The sequence below is a fragment of the Nocardia alba NBRC 108234 genome, assembly GCF_001612665.1.
In the GTDB taxonomy this organism is placed as follows: Bacteria; Actinomycetota; Actinomycetes; order Mycobacteriales; family Mycobacteriaceae; genus Nocardia; species Nocardia alba.
Map to the genome: position 1 here is coordinate 56,829 of NZ_BDAX01000015.1, position 18,656 is coordinate 75,484.

General features: G+C 68.8%; 8 protein-coding genes. 6 read left to right on the plus strand and 2 right to left on the minus strand.

Translation table 11 applies throughout. The annotated features are described in order from the left end of the window. Nucleotides 1-17 precede the first annotated feature (17 nt). Together NA12_RS17435 and NA12_RS17440 are read left to right on the plus strand one after the other, a co-directional pair. A complete protein-coding gene (locus NA12_RS17435) occupies nucleotides 18-4,760 on the plus strand; it encodes a non-ribosomal peptide synthetase (RefSeq protein WP_067451868.1) in 4,743 nt (1,580 codons plus the stop codon). Beyond that, entirely contained in the window at nucleotides 4,757-11,911 is a 7,155-nt protein-coding gene (locus NA12_RS17440; protein ID WP_165914826.1) for a non-ribosomal peptide synthetase, read from the plus strand. The genes NA12_RS17435 and NA12_RS17440 overlap by 4 nt, the downstream gene beginning before the upstream one ends. Nucleotides 11,912-11,965: 54 nt before the next feature. Here the strand turns inward: NA12_RS17440 and NA12_RS17445 are convergent, their stop codons facing one another. Beyond that, nucleotides 11,966-12,991 carry an ABC transporter substrate-binding protein gene (locus NA12_RS17445; protein WP_207905625.1) on the minus strand — a complete coding sequence of 342 codons (1,026 nt, stop codon included), beginning with the start codon at nucleotides 12,989-12,991 and terminating at the stop codon, nucleotides 11,966-11,968. Nucleotides 12,992-13,143: 152 nt separating this feature from the next. On the opposite strand from NA12_RS17445, the gene NA12_RS17450 reads away from it, so the two are divergent. After that, on the plus strand, nucleotides 13,144-14,091 hold the full coding sequence (locus NA12_RS17450) for a TauD/TfdA family dioxygenase (protein WP_067451873.1): 948 nt from the start codon (nucleotides 13,144-13,146) through the stop codon (nucleotides 14,089-14,091). Between the two features lie 3 nt (nucleotides 14,092-14,094). On the opposite strand, the gene NA12_RS17455 is transcribed toward NA12_RS17450, so the two are convergent. After that, nucleotides 14,095-15,033, minus strand: a complete 939-nt coding sequence (locus tag NA12_RS17455; RefSeq protein WP_067451875.1) for a methionyl-tRNA formyltransferase — start codon at nucleotides 15,031-15,033, stop codon at nucleotides 14,095-14,097. A gap of 106 nt (nucleotides 15,034-15,139) precedes the next feature. On the opposite strand from NA12_RS17455, the gene NA12_RS17460 reads away from it, so the two are divergent. From NA12_RS17460 to NA12_RS17470, 3 genes are all read left to right on the plus strand, one after another. Beyond that, nucleotides 15,140-16,450 (plus strand): lysine N(6)-hydroxylase/L-ornithine N(5)-oxygenase family protein, encoded by a 1,311-nt coding sequence (locus NA12_RS17460; RefSeq protein ID WP_067451877.1) that lies wholly within the window; start codon nucleotides 15,140-15,142, stop codon nucleotides 16,448-16,450. Further along, entirely contained in the window at nucleotides 16,447-17,757 is a 1,311-nt protein-coding gene (locus NA12_RS17465; RefSeq protein WP_067451880.1) for a salicylate synthase, read from the plus strand. Before NA12_RS17460 ends, NA12_RS17465 begins: the two co-directional genes overlap by 4 nt. 75 nt (nucleotides 17,758-17,832) lie before the next feature. Further along, nucleotides 17,833-18,567 (plus strand): ABC transporter permease, encoded by a 735-nt coding sequence (locus NA12_RS17470; RefSeq protein ID WP_132370081.1) that lies wholly within the window; start codon nucleotides 17,833-17,835, stop codon nucleotides 18,565-18,567. Nucleotides 18,568-18,656 lie beyond the last annotated feature (89 nt).

The following is an 18,656-nucleotide window of genomic DNA, read 5'->3' on the forward strand; positions in this document are numbered from 1 at the left end:
GCGAAAGGCGGTTCCGCATGAGTGCGGACAGATCTGCGAACCTGGCCGAACGTCGTCGCGCGCTGCTACAACGCCGCCTGGCCGAGGCGAATCTTCTCACCGCACCCACAGCGCGGTCCGACGAGTCGGCCGACACCGGTGTCCCACGCCCCCTCTCGCCCGGCCAGCAGCGCATGTGGTCGATCCAGCAGCTCGATCCGGGAACCGTCGGCTACAACGTGACCATCTCGGTGGATGTGGTCGGCGCCCTCGATCCCGAGCTGCTGGGGCGCGCTGTCCAGGGCGTGGTCGAACGACACGACATCTTGCGCACCACCTATCGCATGGACGTCGACCGGCCGGTGCAGGTGGTGGTCGACGAACTGCCCGCCGTCTACGACCAGTTCGATATCGGCGACCTGGTCGAGGGGCAACGCGACCCCCGCGTCGACGAACTCGCCCGTGCGGTGACCGGGCGCCCGTTCGACCTGTCGAAGGATTCGCCGTTGCGGGTCCGCCTGATCCGAACCGGCGCCGAGACGAGCACAGTGGTCGTGGTCGCCCACCACATCGTGTGGGACGACGCCTCCACCGCGGTGTTCTTCGGTGAGCTGATGGACGGCTACCGACGCCTGCTCGACGGTCGAGGGCTGCGCGACGATCGAGCGGAGCGCCAGTTCGCCGATGTCGCGCTGAGTTCGCGCGCACCCGACGAAGCCGGACTCGCCTATTGGCGCGGCAGGCTCGCGTCACTGCCCGCCGTGCTGGATCTGCCCGGTATTTCCGGTGGCGCAGGCGGCCCGGGGCAGGAACTGTCGCAGCAGTTGGCATCGAGTACCGGACGTCGCGTCAGGGAACTCGCCCGGCGCGAAGGCGTGTCGACCTTCATGGTGCTGTTCGCCGCGGTGTCGGCCCTGGTGCACGGCTACACCGGCGCACGCGAGTTTCTGATCGGCGCGCCGGTTGTCAACCGCGACTTCGCCGGTTCGGAGTCGGTCATCGGCTATCTGGGCAACACGATCCCGTTGCTCGCCGAGGTCGATCCGGCCGACGATTTCGCCACCCTGCTGGCCCGGTGCCGCGACACCTGCCTCGACGGCTACATCCATCAGCACATCGAACTCGACGACATCGCCAGGTCCGCCGACGCGCAGCGGCTGCGCGGTGACGGGCGCCTGTTCAACATCGTGTTGTCGCTGCGCTCGCCGATGCTGGAACCGTTTCGCGCCGCGGGTCTGCGCGTGCGTCGGCGACACGTGCCCGGCAGTGACGCCCGTTTCGACCTGACCCTCGCGATCGAAACCGACGGCGACGAGATGTCGGTCGAGGCCAACTATCCAGCGAAAGCGGGCGCCGACGACCAGGTGGGGCGGTTGCTCACCCAGCTCGATCAGCTACTCGGCGTCGTGCTGGCCGACCCCACCGCCCCGCTCGCCGATCTGGTCCTGCTCACCCCCGGCGAGCGCGAGCGGGTGGTGCGCGCGTGGAATGACACCGCGACCCCGGCCGATACCCGCACGCTGTCCGAACGCTTCGCCGCTCGAGTCGCCGTGACGCCGGATGCGACGGCGGTCATCGAGTCCGGAAGTGGTTCGGCCACCGCCGAATGCACCTACGCCGAGCTCGATGCCCGGTCCAATCAGCTCGCTCGACAGCTGGCAGGGCACGGCATCGGCCCCGAGAACATCGTCGCGCTGGCCGTCCCCCGATCTGCCGCCATGGTGGTGGCGGCGCTGGCAACCCTCGCGGCGGGCGCGGCCTATGTCCCGGTCGATCCGTCCTATCCCGCCGACCGGGTGCGCCTGATGCTCGACGACTCGCGCGCGGATCTGGTCGTCACGACGAGCGCGGTGGCCGCGAACCTGCCCGACACGGGCGTGCGGCGACTGGTGCTGGACGAGCCCGAGGTCGCGGCGTCGCTGGCGGCGCTGTCGGGCGCGTCGATGTCGGACCGCGACCGGACGACCCCACTGCACCCGGACAATCCCGCCTACGTCATCTACACCTCCGGGTCGACCGGCGTACCCAAGGGGGTCGTCGTCTCGCACCGAGCGGTGGGCAACCATCTGGATTGGGCGATACGCCGATTCACCGGACTGGCCGGACGCACACTGCTGCACTCCTCCATCTCCTTCGACTTCACCGTGACCCCCCTGTTCGGCACGCTGCTGTGTGGCGGCGTGCTCGAGCTGTGCGACGAGGCGCCGGACGCGATCGCGACGGCCACCGGCCCCGCGACTTTCCTCAAGGTCACCCCGAGCCATCTCCCGCTGGTGTCGTCGGTGAACTTCGCCACGAACGGCCCACGCACCCTCGTGATCGCCGGCGAAGCACTCCGCGCGCAAGCGCTGGCCGGATTGCCGCTCTCGGTGACCCGCGCGATCGAGGTGATCAACGAGTACGGGCCGACCGAGACGACAGTGGGTGCCACGCTGTACGACGTCGTCACCGCCGATGACGATGCGCGGGTTGCGAGCTCGATCCCGATCGGCCGCCCGGTCGCCAACACCCGGTGCTACGTCCTGGACCGATCCCTGCGTCCGGTTCCGGTCGGCACCACCGGGGAACTCTATGTCGGCGGGGTTCAGCTGGCCCGCGGCTATCTGCGGCGGCCGGGGCTGACGGCAGCGCGGTTCATCGCCGATCCCTTCGCCCCCGCCGCTGGTGGACGCCTCTACCGCACCGGTGACCAGGCACGCTGGAATCCCAGTGGCGCACTCGAATTCGTGGGCCGAGTCGACGAACAGGTGAAGATCCGCGGTTTCCGGGTGGAACCGGGGGAGATCGAGGCGGTGCTGGGGCGACACCCACTCGTCACCCGCGCCGTCGTGGTCGGCCGCTCGGACGGACCCGGCGGAATCTACCTCGCGGCCTACGCGACTCCCGCCGACCACGCGGGCTCCCGCGCTGTCGTCGACGGCGCAACGCTGCGCGCGTATCTCGCCCGCGAGCTGCCCGAACACCTCGTCCCGGCAGCGGTCGTCGTGCTCGACGAGCTGCCGCTGTCGCCGTCGGGCAAAACCGACCGGCGCGCACTGCCCGCACCGGAATTCGCGAGCGGCCCGGACACCTCCCGCGCGCCGTCGGGCGCCGCGGAGGAAACACTGGCGCGAATCTTCGCCGAGGTTCTGCACCGCGACACCGTCGGCGTCACCGAGGCATTCCTCGAGATCGGCGGCGACAGCATCCTCGCGATCGGTCTGGTCAGCCGCGCGCGCAAGGCGGGCCTGAAGATCCTGCCCAAGGACGTGTTCGAGCACCGCACGATCGAAGCACTGGCCGCCTACGCGACCCGGGACGACGAACCGGAGCCGACGAGGGCGCCCGACGATCCCGTGGGGTCGGTCGACCCGTCACCGATCATGCGGTCCTTCGCCGAGCGTGGCCTACTCGGCGACCGGCACCGCATGTGGGTGCTCGTCGACGTTCCCTCCTCGACTGCCAGCACCCTCGCGCAGGCGCTCGACGCGGTGCTCGACACGCACGATGTCCTGCGGGCCCGGCTGGTCCGCGCGGAGCAGCCGTACCTGGATGTGCGCCCGCGGGGCGCGATCCGCGCGGACGCGTTGGTGCGCCGAGTCGAGGTCGGCGAGGTGGTGACCGCCGACATCGTCTCGGTAGAACTGGAGTCCGCCGCCGACCGCCTCGATCCCGTGCACGGGGTGATGGCGCAGGTGGTCTGGTTCGACGCGGGTGCGGGCGCTGGACAGGTGCTCCTGGTCGCACACCACCTGGTGGTCGACGGGGTGTCGCTGCGCATGCTCGTGGAGGATCTGGCGGGTGCGTGGCGCGCGGTCGAGGCCGGTGCGGACCCGACACCGCCGGCCGTGGGTAGTTCGGTGCGGGCGTGGTCGCGGGGCCTGGTCGAGCACGCCGGGGCACGGGCGAAGGAAACCGACTATTGGCGTGAGGTGCTGCGCGGACCCGACGATCTGCTCGGAACGCGTCGACCGGACCCGGTTCGGGATACCTGGTCGACCGTCGAGTCGGTGACCGTGGAACTGGACGCGGCGACGACCGAGGCCCTGTACACCACGGTGCCGCAGGCCTTCTTCGGCACCGTCGAAGACACGTTGCTCGCCGCTTTCGCGCTCGCCGTCTCCGACTGGCGTCGCGATCGCGGCACCGACGCACAATCGGTCCTGGTGCTCATGGAGGGTCACGGGCGCGAGGAGTCCGCGGTGGCGGGCGCTGATCTGTCGCGCACGGTCGGCTGGTTCACCACGCAGTACCCGGTGCGGCTCGATCTGGCGGGCACCGACCTCGACGACGCGTTCGCGGCCGGGCCCGCGGCCGGCGTTGTCCTCAAACGGGTGAAGGAGTATCTGCGCGCGATACCCGATCATGGTGTCGGGTACGGGATCCTCCGCTATCTGGACCCCGGTGCCGCGTCGATACTTCGCGAATTCGACTGTCCACAAATGGGTTTCAACTATCTGGGCAGGGTGGACGCCGGTTCCGGCGCGTGGTCGATCAGCCCCGGTGGGCTCGGTGCGGCCTACGACCCGGCCATGCCGATGCCGACCACCCTGGTGGTCAACGCGGTGACCGAAGTCGGACCGGCGGGCGCCCGGTTGACCGCGCACTGGATGTACGCGGGGGGAATTCTCGCCGACGCCGAAGTGCTCCCTCTCACCGAACGGTGGCGCGCCGCGCTGGACGCGCTCATCCGACATGCGGCCGGGCCCGGAGCAGGCGGCCACACACCATCGGATCTGTCCCTCGTGTCGCTGGACCAGTCCCAGCTCGACGCGCTCGAGGCCAAATGGAGGAAGTCGTGACCGCTCCCGGATCGGGAATCGAGGACATCCTGCCGCTGTCCCCGCTGCAACAGGGACTGCTGTTCCACGCGACCTGGGACGAGCACAATGCCGACGCCATCGACGTCTACATCGCGCAACTGGTCATGGACCTGGAAGGGCCGTTCGACCAGGATCGGATGCGGGCGGCGCTGGCGGCGTTGACCGCACGGCACACCGTGCTGCGCGCTGCCGTCGTCCGGGATTTCGACGAGCCGATGCAGGTGGTGCTGCGCGCTGTCGACGTTCCCTTCACCCTCATCGATCTGAGCGATCACCCCGAGGCCGACACCGAGGCACAGCGCCTGGTCGAACAGGACCGTCGCACCCGTTTCGACCTGGAGCTCCCGCCGCTGCTGCGGTTGCTGGTGATCCGTCTGGGGGAGCGCTCGCACCGCATGGTGCTGGCCAACCACCACATCATCAGCGACGGGTGGTCCACACCGCTGCTGATGCGCGAGCTCTTCACGCTCTACGCCACCGGAGGCAACGCGGGCACCGGTGCAGCGCCGCGGCCGTACCGGGACTACCTCGCCTGGCTGCGACAACGCGACAATGCCGCGTCGAAGGCGGTGTGGGCCGCCGCCTTGGACGGCATTCGGGAACCGACGCTGCTCGCACCCCAGCTGCGTGGGACGCCGATGTCGTTGCCGGACATCGTGGGTCGGACCCTGGAGCCGGAGTTGGTGGGCGAGCTCAACCAGTTGGGCCAGGGTCTCGGCGTCACCGTCAACACCGTGCTCCAAACCGCGTGGGGCCTGCTCGCGGGGCGGCTCACCGGGCGCGACGACGTGGTGTTCGGTGCGACCGTCTCGGGTCGGCCCGCCGACCTGCCCGGCGTCGAATCGATGATCGGGCTGTTCATCAACACCGTGCCGGTCCGGGTCCGCCTCCCCGCCGGTGAACGCCTCACCGATCTGCTGACCCGGATGCAGTCCGAACAGGTGGCGTTGCTCGACCACCACCATGTCGGGCTCGCCGACATCCAGCAGGAACTCGGCACCGGTGTGGGGGAGCTGTTCGACTCCCTGGTGGTCTTCGAGTCGTTCCCGTTCGACGACGAGGCCATCAGCCGCGTGCAGACCGACGCCGGGCTGCGATGCACCGCCATCGATCGCCCCATCGCGACGCACTATCCGTTGACGCTCATGGCGCTGCCGACCCGGGGGGCACTCGAACTCAGCCTCCGGTATCGGGCGGACGCGTTCGATGCCGACGCGGCGCGAACCCTGCTCGACCGGCTCACGGCGATCCTCACCGACTTCGTCGCCGATCCGAAAGTCCCTGTGGCGTCGATCGATCCGTTCACCGACGTCGAGGTCGCCGCGTTCCTGCGCGCCGGACACAGCGAGCGCGAAGCCGTCCCCGAGACGACCCTGCCGGAGCTGTTCGTCGCGCGAGCGCGCCGCACACCGGACGCGGTCGCGGTGGTGTGCGGCTCGGTGGAACTGACCTACGGCGAACTCGATGCCAGGACGCGGCGGCTGGCGGGCAGGCTGAGCCGGGCCGGCATCGGTCCGGAGGACCGGGTGGCGATCCTGCTCGGCCGTGAGGTCGACCTGATTGTGGCGATCCTCGGCGTCGTCCGGTCCGGCGCGGCGTACGTGCCGATCGACCCCGACTACCCGGCCGACCGTATCCGCTTCGTCCTCGGCGACTGCGCGCCCGCGGCCGTGATCTGCGACGACAGTGACACGGCCGTTCGAGATCTCGGGCTGCGATGCTTCACCGTCACCGGAGATGCCGCGCCGGAGGCCGATCGGGTCGAGCCGATCACGGGACTTCGCCCTGATCACCCCGCGCACGTGATCTACACCTCCGGTTCCACCGGCGTGCCGAAGGGCGTGGTGGTCTCCCATCGCAGTGTGGTGGCGTTGTTCGCCGCGACGCGGCCACTGCTGGGTTTCGGCTCCGAGGACGTGTGGACGCTGTTCCATTCCTCGGCATTCGATTTCTCGGTGTGGGAACTGTGGGGGCCGCTGTTGCACGGCGGGCGTTTGATCGTCGTCCCGCAGGCGGTGACCCGCTCGCCCGCGCAGTTCCTCGACCTGCTGGCCGAGCATCGGGTCACCGTGCTCAGCCAGACCCCGTCGGCCTTCGCGGAGCTCGCGCGAGCCGACGCGGAACGGATCGGTACCCCGCTTGCCCTGCGCCTCATCGTTTTCGGCGGCGAAGCCCTCGAACCGGCTCGTCTGGCCGAGTGGTACCACGCACACGCCGACGACTCGCCGCGCCTGGTCAATATGTACGGCATCACCGAAACCACGGTGCATGTCACCCATTTGACTCTCGGCGTCGCGCACGCGCAGACGGCGGCGAGCGCGATCGGCAGGGGACTGCCCGGGCTGGACGTGTACGTGCTCGACAGCGCGCTGCGCCCGGTCCCGGACGGCGTCGAAGGCGAGATCTACCTCGCCGGAACCCAACTCGGCCGTGGCTATCTGGGGCGCCCCGGCCTCACCGCGGCCAGGTTCGTGGCGAATCCGTTCGGCGCGCCGGGACAACGCCTGTACCGATCCGGTGACCTGGCTCGGCGGACCCCGGACGGCGGGCTCGAATACCGCGGCCGCGCCGACGACCAAGTGAAGATCCGTGGTTTCCGCATCGAGCTCGGTGAGGTCACCTCGGCGCTGGCCACCCACCCGGAAGTGACGCACTGCGCGGTGGCGGTCCGCGACGACCGACCCGGTGGAACCTACCTCGTCGGGTATGTCGTCGGCAGCTTCCCCGACCCGGCCGCGTTGCGCGCCTATCTGCGTGACCGGCTGCCCGAGTACATGATTCCCGCGACGTTCGTCGACCTGGACCGGCTCCCGCTGACCGGCAACGGCAAGCTCGACCGACGCGCGTTGCCCGCTCCCGAGTTCGGCGACGGCTCCGGCGGCCGGGCTCCGGCCACCGACACCGAACGCGCACTGGCCGCGCTGTTCGCCGAGGTCCTCGGCCACGACCCGTCCCGGATCGGCGCCGAGGACTCGTTCTTCGCGCTGGGCGGGCATTCCCTGCTGGCCACGCGACTCGTCTCACGGGTGCGGACCCGATTGGGGCGCGAGATCAGCGCGCGGACGATCTTCGACCATCCGACGGTGGCCGGCCTCGCCGCCACGATCGAACACACCGCGACCGGAACCCGGCCCGCACCGCGACCGGCTCCGGCACCCCGGGCCCGCGTCCCTCTCTCGTTCGCACAGCAGCGGCTGTGGTTCCTGTATTGCTTCGAAGGCCCCACACCGCACTACAACATCCCCTTCGCCGTGCGCATCACCGGTCCACTCGACGTGGCGGCACTGCGTGCGGCCCTCGCCGACACGCTCGCGCGCCACGACAGTCTGCGCACCGTCATCGGCGCCGACGCCGACGGCGCCCGGCAGCAGGTGCTGGCGGCGGAGCAGTGCCTGCCCGATCTCACGGTGCACGACATCACCGCGGATCGGTTGGACATCGAACTGCGTGAGGCGGCCGAGCACTCGTTCGAGCTGGACCGTCACCTGCCCATCCGTTTCCGGTTGTGGCGCTGCGGTACCGACGACGTCGAGGACGAACACGTGCTGTCGGTGGTCCTGCACCACATCGCCGGCGACGGATGGTCGACCGGTGTGCTGCTCGACGACATCGGCACCGCCTATCGCGCTCGCCGCGCGGGCGATGCGCCACGATGGACGAAGTTGCCGGTGCAGTACGCCGACTACACCCTGTGGCAACGCGAACTCCTCGGCGACGACGACGATCCCGACAGTCTCGCCGCCACCCAGATCAGCTATTGGCAGGAAACCCTCGGCGGCCTCGGCGAGGAACTCGCCCTGCCCACCGACCGGCCGCGGCCGCGGCAGCCGTCCTACCGCGGACACGCTGTGCGCGAATCGGTGTCGGCGCGCACAGCGAGTGGCGTGCGGGAACTCGCGCGTGATCTGGGCGCGAGCGAGTTCATGATCGTCCAAGCGGCGGTGGCGGTGACACTGTCCAAACTCGGTGCGGGAAGCGATATTCCGCTGGGCACGCCGATCGCGGGCCGCACCGACGACGCGCTGTCCGGTCTGGTCGGCTTCTTCGTCAACACCCTGGTGGTGCGCACCGATGTCGCGGGCAACCCGACCCTGCGCGAGATCGCCGCCCGCAGCAGGGACGCGGTCCTCGGCGGCCTCGAACACCAGGATGTGCCGTTCGAGCGACTGGTCGAGGCGCTGAATCCGCAACGCGCACCGGCCCGGCATCCGTTGTTCCAGGCGATGGTGACCTACGACGAGGCACCGGGCGGGATCGACCTCGACGGTGTGCGAACCCGGCTGATCGTGCCGGAACTGCCGGTCGCGAAGTTCGACCTGTCGTTCCGATTCACCGTGACACCGGACCGTGGGGGACTCGACCTCGAAATCGGTTACAGCACAGATCTGTTCGACACGACAACAGTGACATCGATGCTGGCCAAGCTGCTACGGGTGCTCGATGTCATGGCCGCCGCGCCGGGAACGCGGCTCGCCGAATTGGACGTGCTCGACGCCGCCGAGCGCCGACGAGTGCTCTCCGAGTTCAACGACACCGCGGCGCCCGAACCGGAGCTCACCCTGCCCGAACTGTTCGCCGCGCAGGTTCGGCGGGCGCCGGACGCCGTCGCGGTGGTCGGCGCCGGGGCCCGGCTCACCTACGGCGAACTCGACTGCCGGGCAGCCGCGTTGGCCACCGAGATCGCCGCGCACGGGATCGGGCCCGAGCAGATCGTGGCGATCCATCTCGACCGCGGCGCCGAACTCATTGTCGCGCTGCTGGCTGTGTTGCGCTGCGGCGCGGCGTTCGCGCCCGCCGAACCGTCGCTGCCCGCTGCCCGCGTCGCCGAGATCTGCCGGAGCTCGGCCGCGCGCCTGGTGCTGACCACCGCGAGCACTCGCGCCGATCTCCCGGATCTGGCCGATGTCGATGTGCTGGTCGTGACTCCCGTTTCCACCCCGTTGCCGTCGGCGACGCCCGCGAGCACCCCACCGGTGCTCACCGGCGACAGCCTCGCCTACGTCATCTACACCTCGGGCACGACCGGCCGTCCGAAGGGCGCGATGATCCGGCACCGGCCGATCTGTTTCCGCCTGCTCTGGCAGGCAGGCCTGCTCGGATTCGGCCCCGGTGACGCGACCCTGTTCAAGGCGCCACTCGGCTTCGACATCTCCATCAACGAGATATTCCTGCCACTGGTCACCGGGGCCAGGCTGGTGATCGCCGAACCCGGCGCCGAACGGGACTCCGCGAGGCTGCTCGAGATCATCGCCGAACACCGGGTCAGCTTCGCCTATCTGGTGTCCTCGGTGCTGGACGTGATGCTCGGGCTGCCCGGTATCGAGGAGGTGGCCGACACTCTCACGCATGTGTGGTGCGGTGGTGAGGCGCTCACGCCCGAGCTGTTCACCCGGTTCCGGGACAAGCTCGGCGATTCGATCATGTATCACGGCTACGGTCCGGCGGAGGCGACGATCGGGGTCAGCCATCTGATCTACCAGCCCGGCGTCGAACGTGGGTCGGTGAGCATCGGCAGGCCCAATCCCAACACCCGGATCTATGTGCTCGACGAGCTGCTCGGGCCGGTCCCGATCGGCGTCCAGGGCGAGCTGTACGTGGCGGGACTGCCGCTGGGCCGCGGCTACGTCAACGATCCCGGTGCGACGGCGGCGCGGTTCGTCACCGATCCTTTCGGTCCGCCGGGCGAGCGCATGTACCGGACCGGCGACCTCGGCTACTGGACTCCGCAGGGCACCCTCGAGTTCCGTGGCCGAGCCGACGACCAGGTCAAGATCCGTGGGATGCGGGTCGAATTGCAGGAGATCGAATCGGTGCTGGCCGAACACCGGTCGGTCCGCAACGCGGTGGTCATCACGACGAGGTCCACGACCGAGGTCGCGGTGCTCGTCGGCTACTGCGCCACCGATGCGGACGACCCGATCACCGGCGAGGAACTGCGCGGGTTCCTGCGTGGCAGGCTGCCCGAGCACATGATTCCCGCCGCGATCGTCTGCCTTCGCGAACTACCGCTTCGTCTTTCGGGCAAGGTGGACCGCCGGGCGCTGCCGATACCCGAGCTCGGCGCGTCCACGTCGCACCGCCCGCCGACGACCTCGACCGAGAAGACGCTGTGCGCGCTGTTCACCGAGGTTCTCGGCGTCGAACGAGTCGGCGCGGACGATTCCTTCTTCGAGCTCGGCGGCTATTCCCTGCTGGCGACCAAGCTGGTGGCCCGGGTGCAGGCCGAACTCGGTGTGGAGGTAGCGCTGCGGACCGTTTTCGACGCCCCGACCGTCGCCGCGCTGGCCCGCATCGTCGATATCGGCGATGTGGCCGCCCTGCCGGCGGGCAGCCGGGACGAGGGGGCGTTCGCGCCGCTGCTGCCGATCCGCCGAACCGGCGACAAGCCCGCCCTGTTCTGCGTGCACCCCAAACTGGGCCTGGCGTGGATGTATTCGGGCCTGCTTCCGCATCTGGACCGGGATCGGCCGGTCTACGGGCTCCAGGCCACCGCCATCGACGACGACCACCTGGCCGCCCCCGACATTCCCTACCTGGCTCGCAGCTACGCCGCCAGGATCGTCGCGCGGCAACCACACGGGCCGTACTACCTGCTGGGTTGGTCGTTGGGCGGACGGATCGCCCAGATGGTGGGCACAGTGCTCGAGAGCTGGGGGCACGAGGTGCCGTTGCTCGTGCTGTTGGACGCCTACGCGGACGTGGATCCGCCCGGGGCCGCGGGTGATCCACCACCGGAGGTGTCGACCCTGTACTACCGCTGGCTCGAACGAGCGGGCTACGACGTGAGCGGGTTGGACCCGGTGACGGTCACCGCGGCGACCGTGCGCGGCTACGCCGCCGAATTCGGTGGCGTCTTCGGTGGTCTGGCGGAGGACGAGATCGGGCAGTTGGTCGACAGCTTGCTCGCGATCACCCGGATCGACCGCACCGAGCCGCCGTCGAGATTCGCCGGTGACGTGGTGTTCTTCGCGGCCGAAGACGGCGAAGGCGCGGCACTGGCCGGCTGGCGCCCCTACCTGTCCGGCCGAATCGACGACTACCCGGTGAACTTCGATCACGACGATCTGATGGCTCCGCATTCCCTGGCGCAGATCGGTCCGATCGTCGCGGACCATCTGCGTGGGAGATGACGACGCAGGGCCCGGCCGCGACGCGCGGCCGGGCAGACGAAAGACGCCGCTGGATCAGGCGAACCGGCGCGCCAGCAGCGGTACCAGGCCGTCGACGGCGTAGGGCACGCTCAGCACCGAACCGGCCGACAGCGCCAACGAGATGTTGAAGTCCTCGACGACGACCAGTCGGTTCTCCTGCGCGGCCCGCGAGGCCGCCAGCGCCGGGTACTGCGCGAGGGTGTCCGCGCGGCTGAGTCCCTCCCTGGTCAACACCACGACGACATCGGCGTCGGCCTGGTTCACCAGCTCCGCCGACAGTTCCACGAAGAACTTCGAGGAATCGAGCCCGGCCACGTATGCCGTCGGCACCAGCCCCAGCGCCGCGGCGACCTTCATCCGGGTGTCGTTGACGGTGTACACGCCCAGTTGCCGCGCGCTGCCGAGCAGGATCGACACGGTCTTACCGTGGAAGGCCGGATTCGCGGCCTTCGCCCGGTCGAGCGCGGCCTGGGTGTCGGTGATCAGTTTCTCGCCGTCCGCCTTGCGCCCGACCGCGGTGGCGATGATCCGGGTGGAGTCCTGCCAGGTCACCGTATTCGGCGCGGTGTTCGGCGGCAGCCCGAGGGTGGGTGCGATCTTGCTCAGCGCCCGGTACTCGGTCTCGTCGCCGGTGGACTGCACATCGAGGATGAGGTCGGGCCGCGCGGCCAGTACCTGTTCGATGTTGATCGGGTTGGTCAGGATCGTCGGATTCGCCGCGCCGAGCTTCGACTCGGCCCAGACGCCGACGCCCTTCGTCATGGGTGGGACGAAGCGATACACCGTGGCCGGGGTGATGCCGAGGGCGAGCAGCACATCGTGGTCGGTGCGGCCGACGGACGCGATCGTCGCGGGCGCCCGATCGATGGTGACGGGGCCGAATTTGTCGGTGACGGTCACCGGGAAGGAGTCCGCCGAATCAGGCCGCGGTGCACCGTTTTCGGTTCCATCGCTGGTGCCGCAGGCCGCGAGCAGGGCAACCGACCCGACGGTCGCGGCGCCGAACCCGAAGAACTGGCGACGGTTCCAGGTTCGGCGCGGAACGGGGTGTTGATTCATGGATGAGTGCTCCTTCGCGGGGCTGCTCGACTGGTCTCGGCGCGGACGCCGCGGCAGTTGATAAGGGGTTCAACAGTTTTCGTCGAAATCGCCGAAAACCGAGCATAAAAATAGCATAGGCTAACCTAATCGTTCAGAGGTCTGGAGAATGGATGACCATCGATACGCCATCGGCACCACTGGCAATCCCGTTCGTCGTCGACGGAGCGGGCCCCGCCCTCGACCGGCTTCGCGCCGACCGCACCGCGCTCCGTGACCGGCTCACCGAGCACGGCGCGGTGCTGCTGCGCGGTTTCGATGTCGGGGGAACCGACGGATTCGAGAGCTGCGTGCGCGCGATATCGGGGGAATTGCTGACCTATGTCGAACAGTCCTCCCCCCGGACGCGCATCAAGGGCAATGTCTACACCTCCACCGAGTATCCCCAGCACGCCGAGATCCCGCTGCACAACGAGATGTCCTACCAGGCGATCTGGCCGCTGACGCTGTTCTTCCATTGCGTCGAACCGCCGCAGACCCAGGGTGCGACGCCGCTGTCCTCGACGCGGAGGGTGTACGAACTGATCGACCCGGCCGTCCGGGCCGAGTTCGAGCGCCGACGCTGGATGGTCGTGCGCAACTACGGCGAGGACATCGGGCTGCGATGGTGGACCGCGTTCGGTACCGAGGATCGTCGCGAGGTGGAACGGCTGTGCGCGGCGGGCGGCGTCGAACCCGAATGGCGTGAGGGTAATGCCCTGCGCACCACAGCTGTTCGTGATGTCGTTCACCGTCATCCGAAGACCGGCGTGCCGTTGTGGTTCAACCACATCGTGCTCTTCCACGAGAGCAGCCTCGCGCCGACGGTGCGCGAAGGGTTGCTCGATATCTACGGGTGCGACGGTCTGCCGAACAACACCTACTACGGCGACGGTGCGCCGATTCCCGATGAGGTCGTCGCCCACCTGCGACAGTGCTACCGCGATGCGTCGACGCGATTCGACTACCGGCGCGACGATCTGCTGATCGTCGACAACATGGCGACGGCGCACGGTCGCGAGCCGTTCACCGGGCCGCGCAGGATCGCCGTCGCCATGTCGGAGGCGTCGAACGGTGGCTGAGCGCTACCGTCCGAGGTAGCCGCCCATGGTGGTGAAGTGATCACGGGCGGCGACCTCGGTGCCGTCCTCGGTGCGGACGCGTTCGATGACCAGCCCGTGGCTGCGTCCGCGCCGGGCGTCCGCGCCGGCGACGATCACCACGCCGTCGCCTTCGGGGATGAAGATGCGCCCCGGCGTGCCGCCGTAGGCGCGCTGGGAGACCGAGGCGCGCACGATCCGCAACGGCCGTCCTCGGTGCAGCGTGAAAGCGTTGGGGTAGGGATCGGATTGGGCGCGAATCAGTCGCTCGATGTCCTCGGCGGGCCAGGTCCAATCGATCCGGCTGTCCTCGAGGGACCGCTTGTGGAAGAAGCTGGCTTCGGCCGGATTCTGCGTGGTCGGCGCGAGTTCGCCGCCGGCGATCAGGGCAAGGGCTTCGGTGACGACCGGTTCGATGAGATCGACGGTCTTGTGGAACAGGTCCGCCCCGGTGTCTCGCGGGCCGACGGGGACCGCGTGTTGCACCACGATGGCGCCGGCGTCGAGGTCCTCGTTCATCATGTGCGCGGTGACGCCGACTTCCTTCTCCCCGTTGATGAGTGCCCAGATCACCGGCGAGAAGCCCGCGTAGGCGGGCAGCAGGGAATCGTGCACATTGAGGGTGCCGTATCGCGGCAGCGCGAAGATCTCGGGCGGCAGCCAGGTGCGCCAGTTGTTGGCGACGATGATGTCGGGCTCGGCCTCTTTGACCGCTCTGGCCATGTCGTCGTCCGGCCGGTTGGCGATCACGACCGGTACGCCGTTCTCGGTGGCGAGGTCGGCGACGGAGTCGGCCCAGATCCGTTCGTACACGTGCTCGCTCTTGGGGTGTGTGACGACCAGCGCCACCTCGTGGCCCGCGTTCAGCAGTGCCTTCAAGGTGCGGTGGCCCCAGGTCTGGTACCCGAACATCGCGACTCGCATGCTTCCTCCTCGCGCCGGAACACAATGTCCGCCAACGCATTAAGCCAATCCTGACCTAAATTAGGTTAGGCTAGCTTTGCGTTTTCATCGAGTGGATGGGGCAAAAATGCCGGTATGTCACGATGTTCCGGTTCATGATCTGATCGGGGTCGGATTCGGCCCCTCGAACCTGGCGCTGGCCATCGCCGTCAGTGAGCTCGATGATCGGACCGACGCCGCGGTGTCGGCCCACTTCCTCGAGCGTCAGCCGCGATTCGGGTGGCATCGCGGGATGCTGATCGAGGACGCCACCATGCAGGTGTCGTTCTTGAAGGACCTGGTCACGATGCGAAATCCGGTGAGCGAGTTCAGCTTTCTCGCATACCTGCACGAGCGGGGACGGCTGGTCGACTTCATCAACCACAAGCGGCTGTTCCCCCTTCGCGTCGAGTTCCACGACTATCTGGAGTGGGCCGCCGCGGGCGTCGATCACCTGGTGTCCTATGGCAGCGAGGTCGTGGCGGTGACGCCGGTGGCCGACCTGTTCCACGTGCGCCTGGCCGACGGTCGGGTCTTCCACGGCCGCAATGTCGTTCTCGCTACCGGCCTGCGGCCACGCCTGCCGGAGGGGATCGCCTGCACCGATCGCATCTGGCACAACCACGAGCTGCTGCACCGCATCGAAGAGCTGACCGACCCTGCCCGGTGCGTGGTCGTCGGATCGGGGCAGAGCGCCGCCGAGGTGACCGCGTTCCTGCACGACCGATTCCCCGCCGCCGACGTCTGCTCGGTCTTCACGCGCTACGGCTACAGCCCCTCGGATGACAGTCCGTTCGCCAACCGGATATTCGACCCGGACGGGGTCGATGCCTTCTACTCCGCGCCGACGCAGGTCAAGCGGCAGCTGATGGACTACCACGGCAACACCAACTATTCGGTCGTTGACCTCGACCTCATCGACGATCTCTACCACCGCTGCTACCGGGAGAAGGTGGGCGGCGAGCAGCGGCTACGGATCTTCAACGCGTCGCGGATCACCGAGGTGGTCGACAGCGGCGACGGGGTTCGGGTCGTCGTGGAATCCTTGACCAGCGGTGAGAAGACCGTCCTTGACGCCGATGTGGTGGTCTACTCCACCGGCTACCTGCCCGCCGACCCGGCGCCGCTGCTGGGGGACTTGGCCCAGCACTGCCACACCGATGAACAAGGACGCTGGCGGATCGAACGCGATTACCGCCTGTCCCTGCCCGATTCGATCGGCGGGGTGTATCTGCAGGGCGGGACCGAGCACTCGCACGGCATCACCGCGTCCTTGCTGTCGGCCACCGCTGTCCGCGCGGGTGAGATCCTGCGTTCGATCCTGGACCGGCGCGACGTCGACGCCCAGCGCCGCGGTGACAGCGCCGTCGACGGTGCGCGGAACGAGGCGAACCGATGATCGAATACGACTTCGAGTCCTTTGTCTTCGCCCACGATCCGATCGCCTCGGCGGTCGGTCTGGCCCGTGACGCCGTCGGCGACTACGTGCTCTACGAGTCCGGTGGTGAATGGTGTTTCGCCGCAGGGGAACTCGCGACGGTCACCATGGATGCGCGGCGGATCCACTCCCGTTGTGATGGCACCGAACACGTCCAAGAATGGTCCGGGTCGCCGAGCGTGGCCTTGCATACCGCGCTGGCGAGCCTGCCGATCGAGGATTGGCACGCCTACGGCCAGGTGAATTTCGGATTCGCGGAACTGCTTCCACATGTGCGCCGCCGAGGCGCCGCGCCGCCGAGCGGAACGCTGGTTCGACTCATCGTCCCCCGCGTAGAGGTGCGACTCGACGGTCACCGTGTGTCGATCCGCAGTGTGGCGGCAGCGGACCGGGACCGCGTCCGGGCCCACCTCGCCACCCCTGCGCGGCCGGGTGCTCACGCCGCGGTCCGGATCGATGTCCAAGCGGAGGGTTCGGCCTACCGAACTCGGGTTGCGCAGGCGGTCAAGGAGATTCGACAGGGTCAGTATCAGAAGGTGATTCTGTCCCGGTCGGTGCGGCTGCCCTTCCCGGTCGATCTGCCTGCGACCTACGAGCTCGGCAGGCGGGCGAACACCCCCGCTCGCTCGTTCCTGCTCCGGCTCGACGGCGCCGCGGCGGCCGGTTTCAGCCCCGAGGTGATCGTCACCGTCGACGAGGACCGCCGGGTGGCGACCCAGCCACTGGCCGGAACGCGCGCGTTCGGCCGCGGCGCGCAAGCCGACGCCGCCGCCCGCGCCGAACTGGAAACCGATCCGAAGGAGATCTACGAACACGCGGTGTCGGTGCGGACCGCGGTCGAGGAGATGCGACCGATCTGCGCGCCGACTTCCGTCGGAGTCGAGGAGTTCATGGGCGTGCGCGAACGCGGAAGCGTCCAGCATCTGGCCTCGCTCGTCCAGGGAGTGCTCGCCGATGACCGAACCGCGTGGGACGCACTGGAAGCGCTGTTCCCCGCGGTGACCGCCTCCGGCATTCCCAAACGGGAGTCGCTCGACGCGATCGCTCGGATGGACGAACCCCGTGGCCTGTACTCCGGTGCCGTCCTGCGGATCTCGCACGATGGCTCACTCGATGCCGCGCTCGTCCTGCGGGCGGTGTATCAGGCGGCCGACGGTGCGTGGCTGCGCGCGGGCGCGGGCATCGTCGCCGATTCCGACCCCGAGCGTGAATTCGAGGAAACCTGCGAGAAGCTCGCGTCGATCGCGCCCTACATTGTCCGAGAATGACGCATTGTCGGAGTATGACGCGCAATACCGCGCTATGCGTCGAAGATCGGCAGTCGTGGCGAGGAGCCGAAGGTGATTGTGACGCCGAGCGTCGCGCTGATCGTGCTGTGCGTGGCGATGGCGCTCGCCGCGGCGGCGGTCTATCGGGTCGCCGGACTGGGCTCGGCCCTGGTCGTGCCGAGGGCCTCGATCCGCGCGGTGCTGCAGCTCGGTGCGATCGCGCTGATTCTCGCCGCCGCCGTGCGCCACCTCTGGTCGGCGGCGGTGATCCTGCTGATCATGTTCGGAGCCGCGATGTTCACTTCGGCGCGCCGAGCCGAGGCCGGGCGATCGGGGATCTGGCTCGGCCTGGCCATCGCCACCGGGATCATCGCGGTGATGCCGGTGACGCTGCTCAGCGGTGTCGTCCCGATTCACGGGGTGACGCTGGTGTCGATCGGGGGCATCTTGCTCGGCGGCACCATGACCGCGACCTCGCTCGCCGCCCGGCGCGGACTCGACGCGATCAGCCAACGCTGGGGTGAGGTCGAAGCCGCGCTGAGTCTCGGCTTCACCGATCGCCCGGCCCGCATGATGGTGCTGACCGGCGCGTCCACCGACGCGTTGATCCCCGGCGTCGACCAGGCTCGGACGGTGGGTCTGGTGACGCTGCCCGGGGCTTTCATCGGCGTGCTCCTGACCAGCGGCTCGGCCGTACAGGCCGGTGCGGTGCAGATCCTGGTGCTGATCGGATTGATGTTGTCGCAGGCCTGCGCCGTCGCGGTGACACTGGAGCTCGTTGCCCGCAAGGTGGTCGCGCGGGCTGGGTAGCCGGCACCGCAGTGGGGGATCGGCTCCCGCGTCGACCAGCGATATGCCAGACTAGGTTTGCCTTACCAAAGCGCGGTGGGGTCGGATCG

Bases quoted from the DNA above. Each gene is read 5' to 3' on its own strand.
- NA12_RS17435 (WP_067451868.1), top strand. From the start codon at position 18: ATGAGTGCGGACAGATCTGCGAACCTGGCCGAACGTCGTCGCGCGCTG.
- NA12_RS17455 (WP_067451875.1), bottom strand. From the start codon at position 15,033: ATGCGAGTCGCGATGTTCGGGTACCAGACCTGGGGCCACCGCACCTTG.
- NA12_RS17445 (WP_207905625.1), bottom strand. From the start codon at position 12,991: ATGAATCAACACCCCGTTCCGCGCCGAACCTGGAACCGTCGCCAGTTC.
- NA12_RS17465 (WP_067451880.1), top strand. From the start codon at position 16,447: ATGATCGAATACGACTTCGAGTCCTTTGTCTTCGCCCACGATCCGATC.
- NA12_RS17460 (WP_067451877.1), top strand. From the start codon at position 15,140: ATGCCGGTATGTCACGATGTTCCGGTTCATGATCTGATCGGGGTCGGA.
- NA12_RS17450 (WP_067451873.1), top strand. From the start codon at position 13,144: ATGACCATCGATACGCCATCGGCACCACTGGCAATCCCGTTCGTCGTC.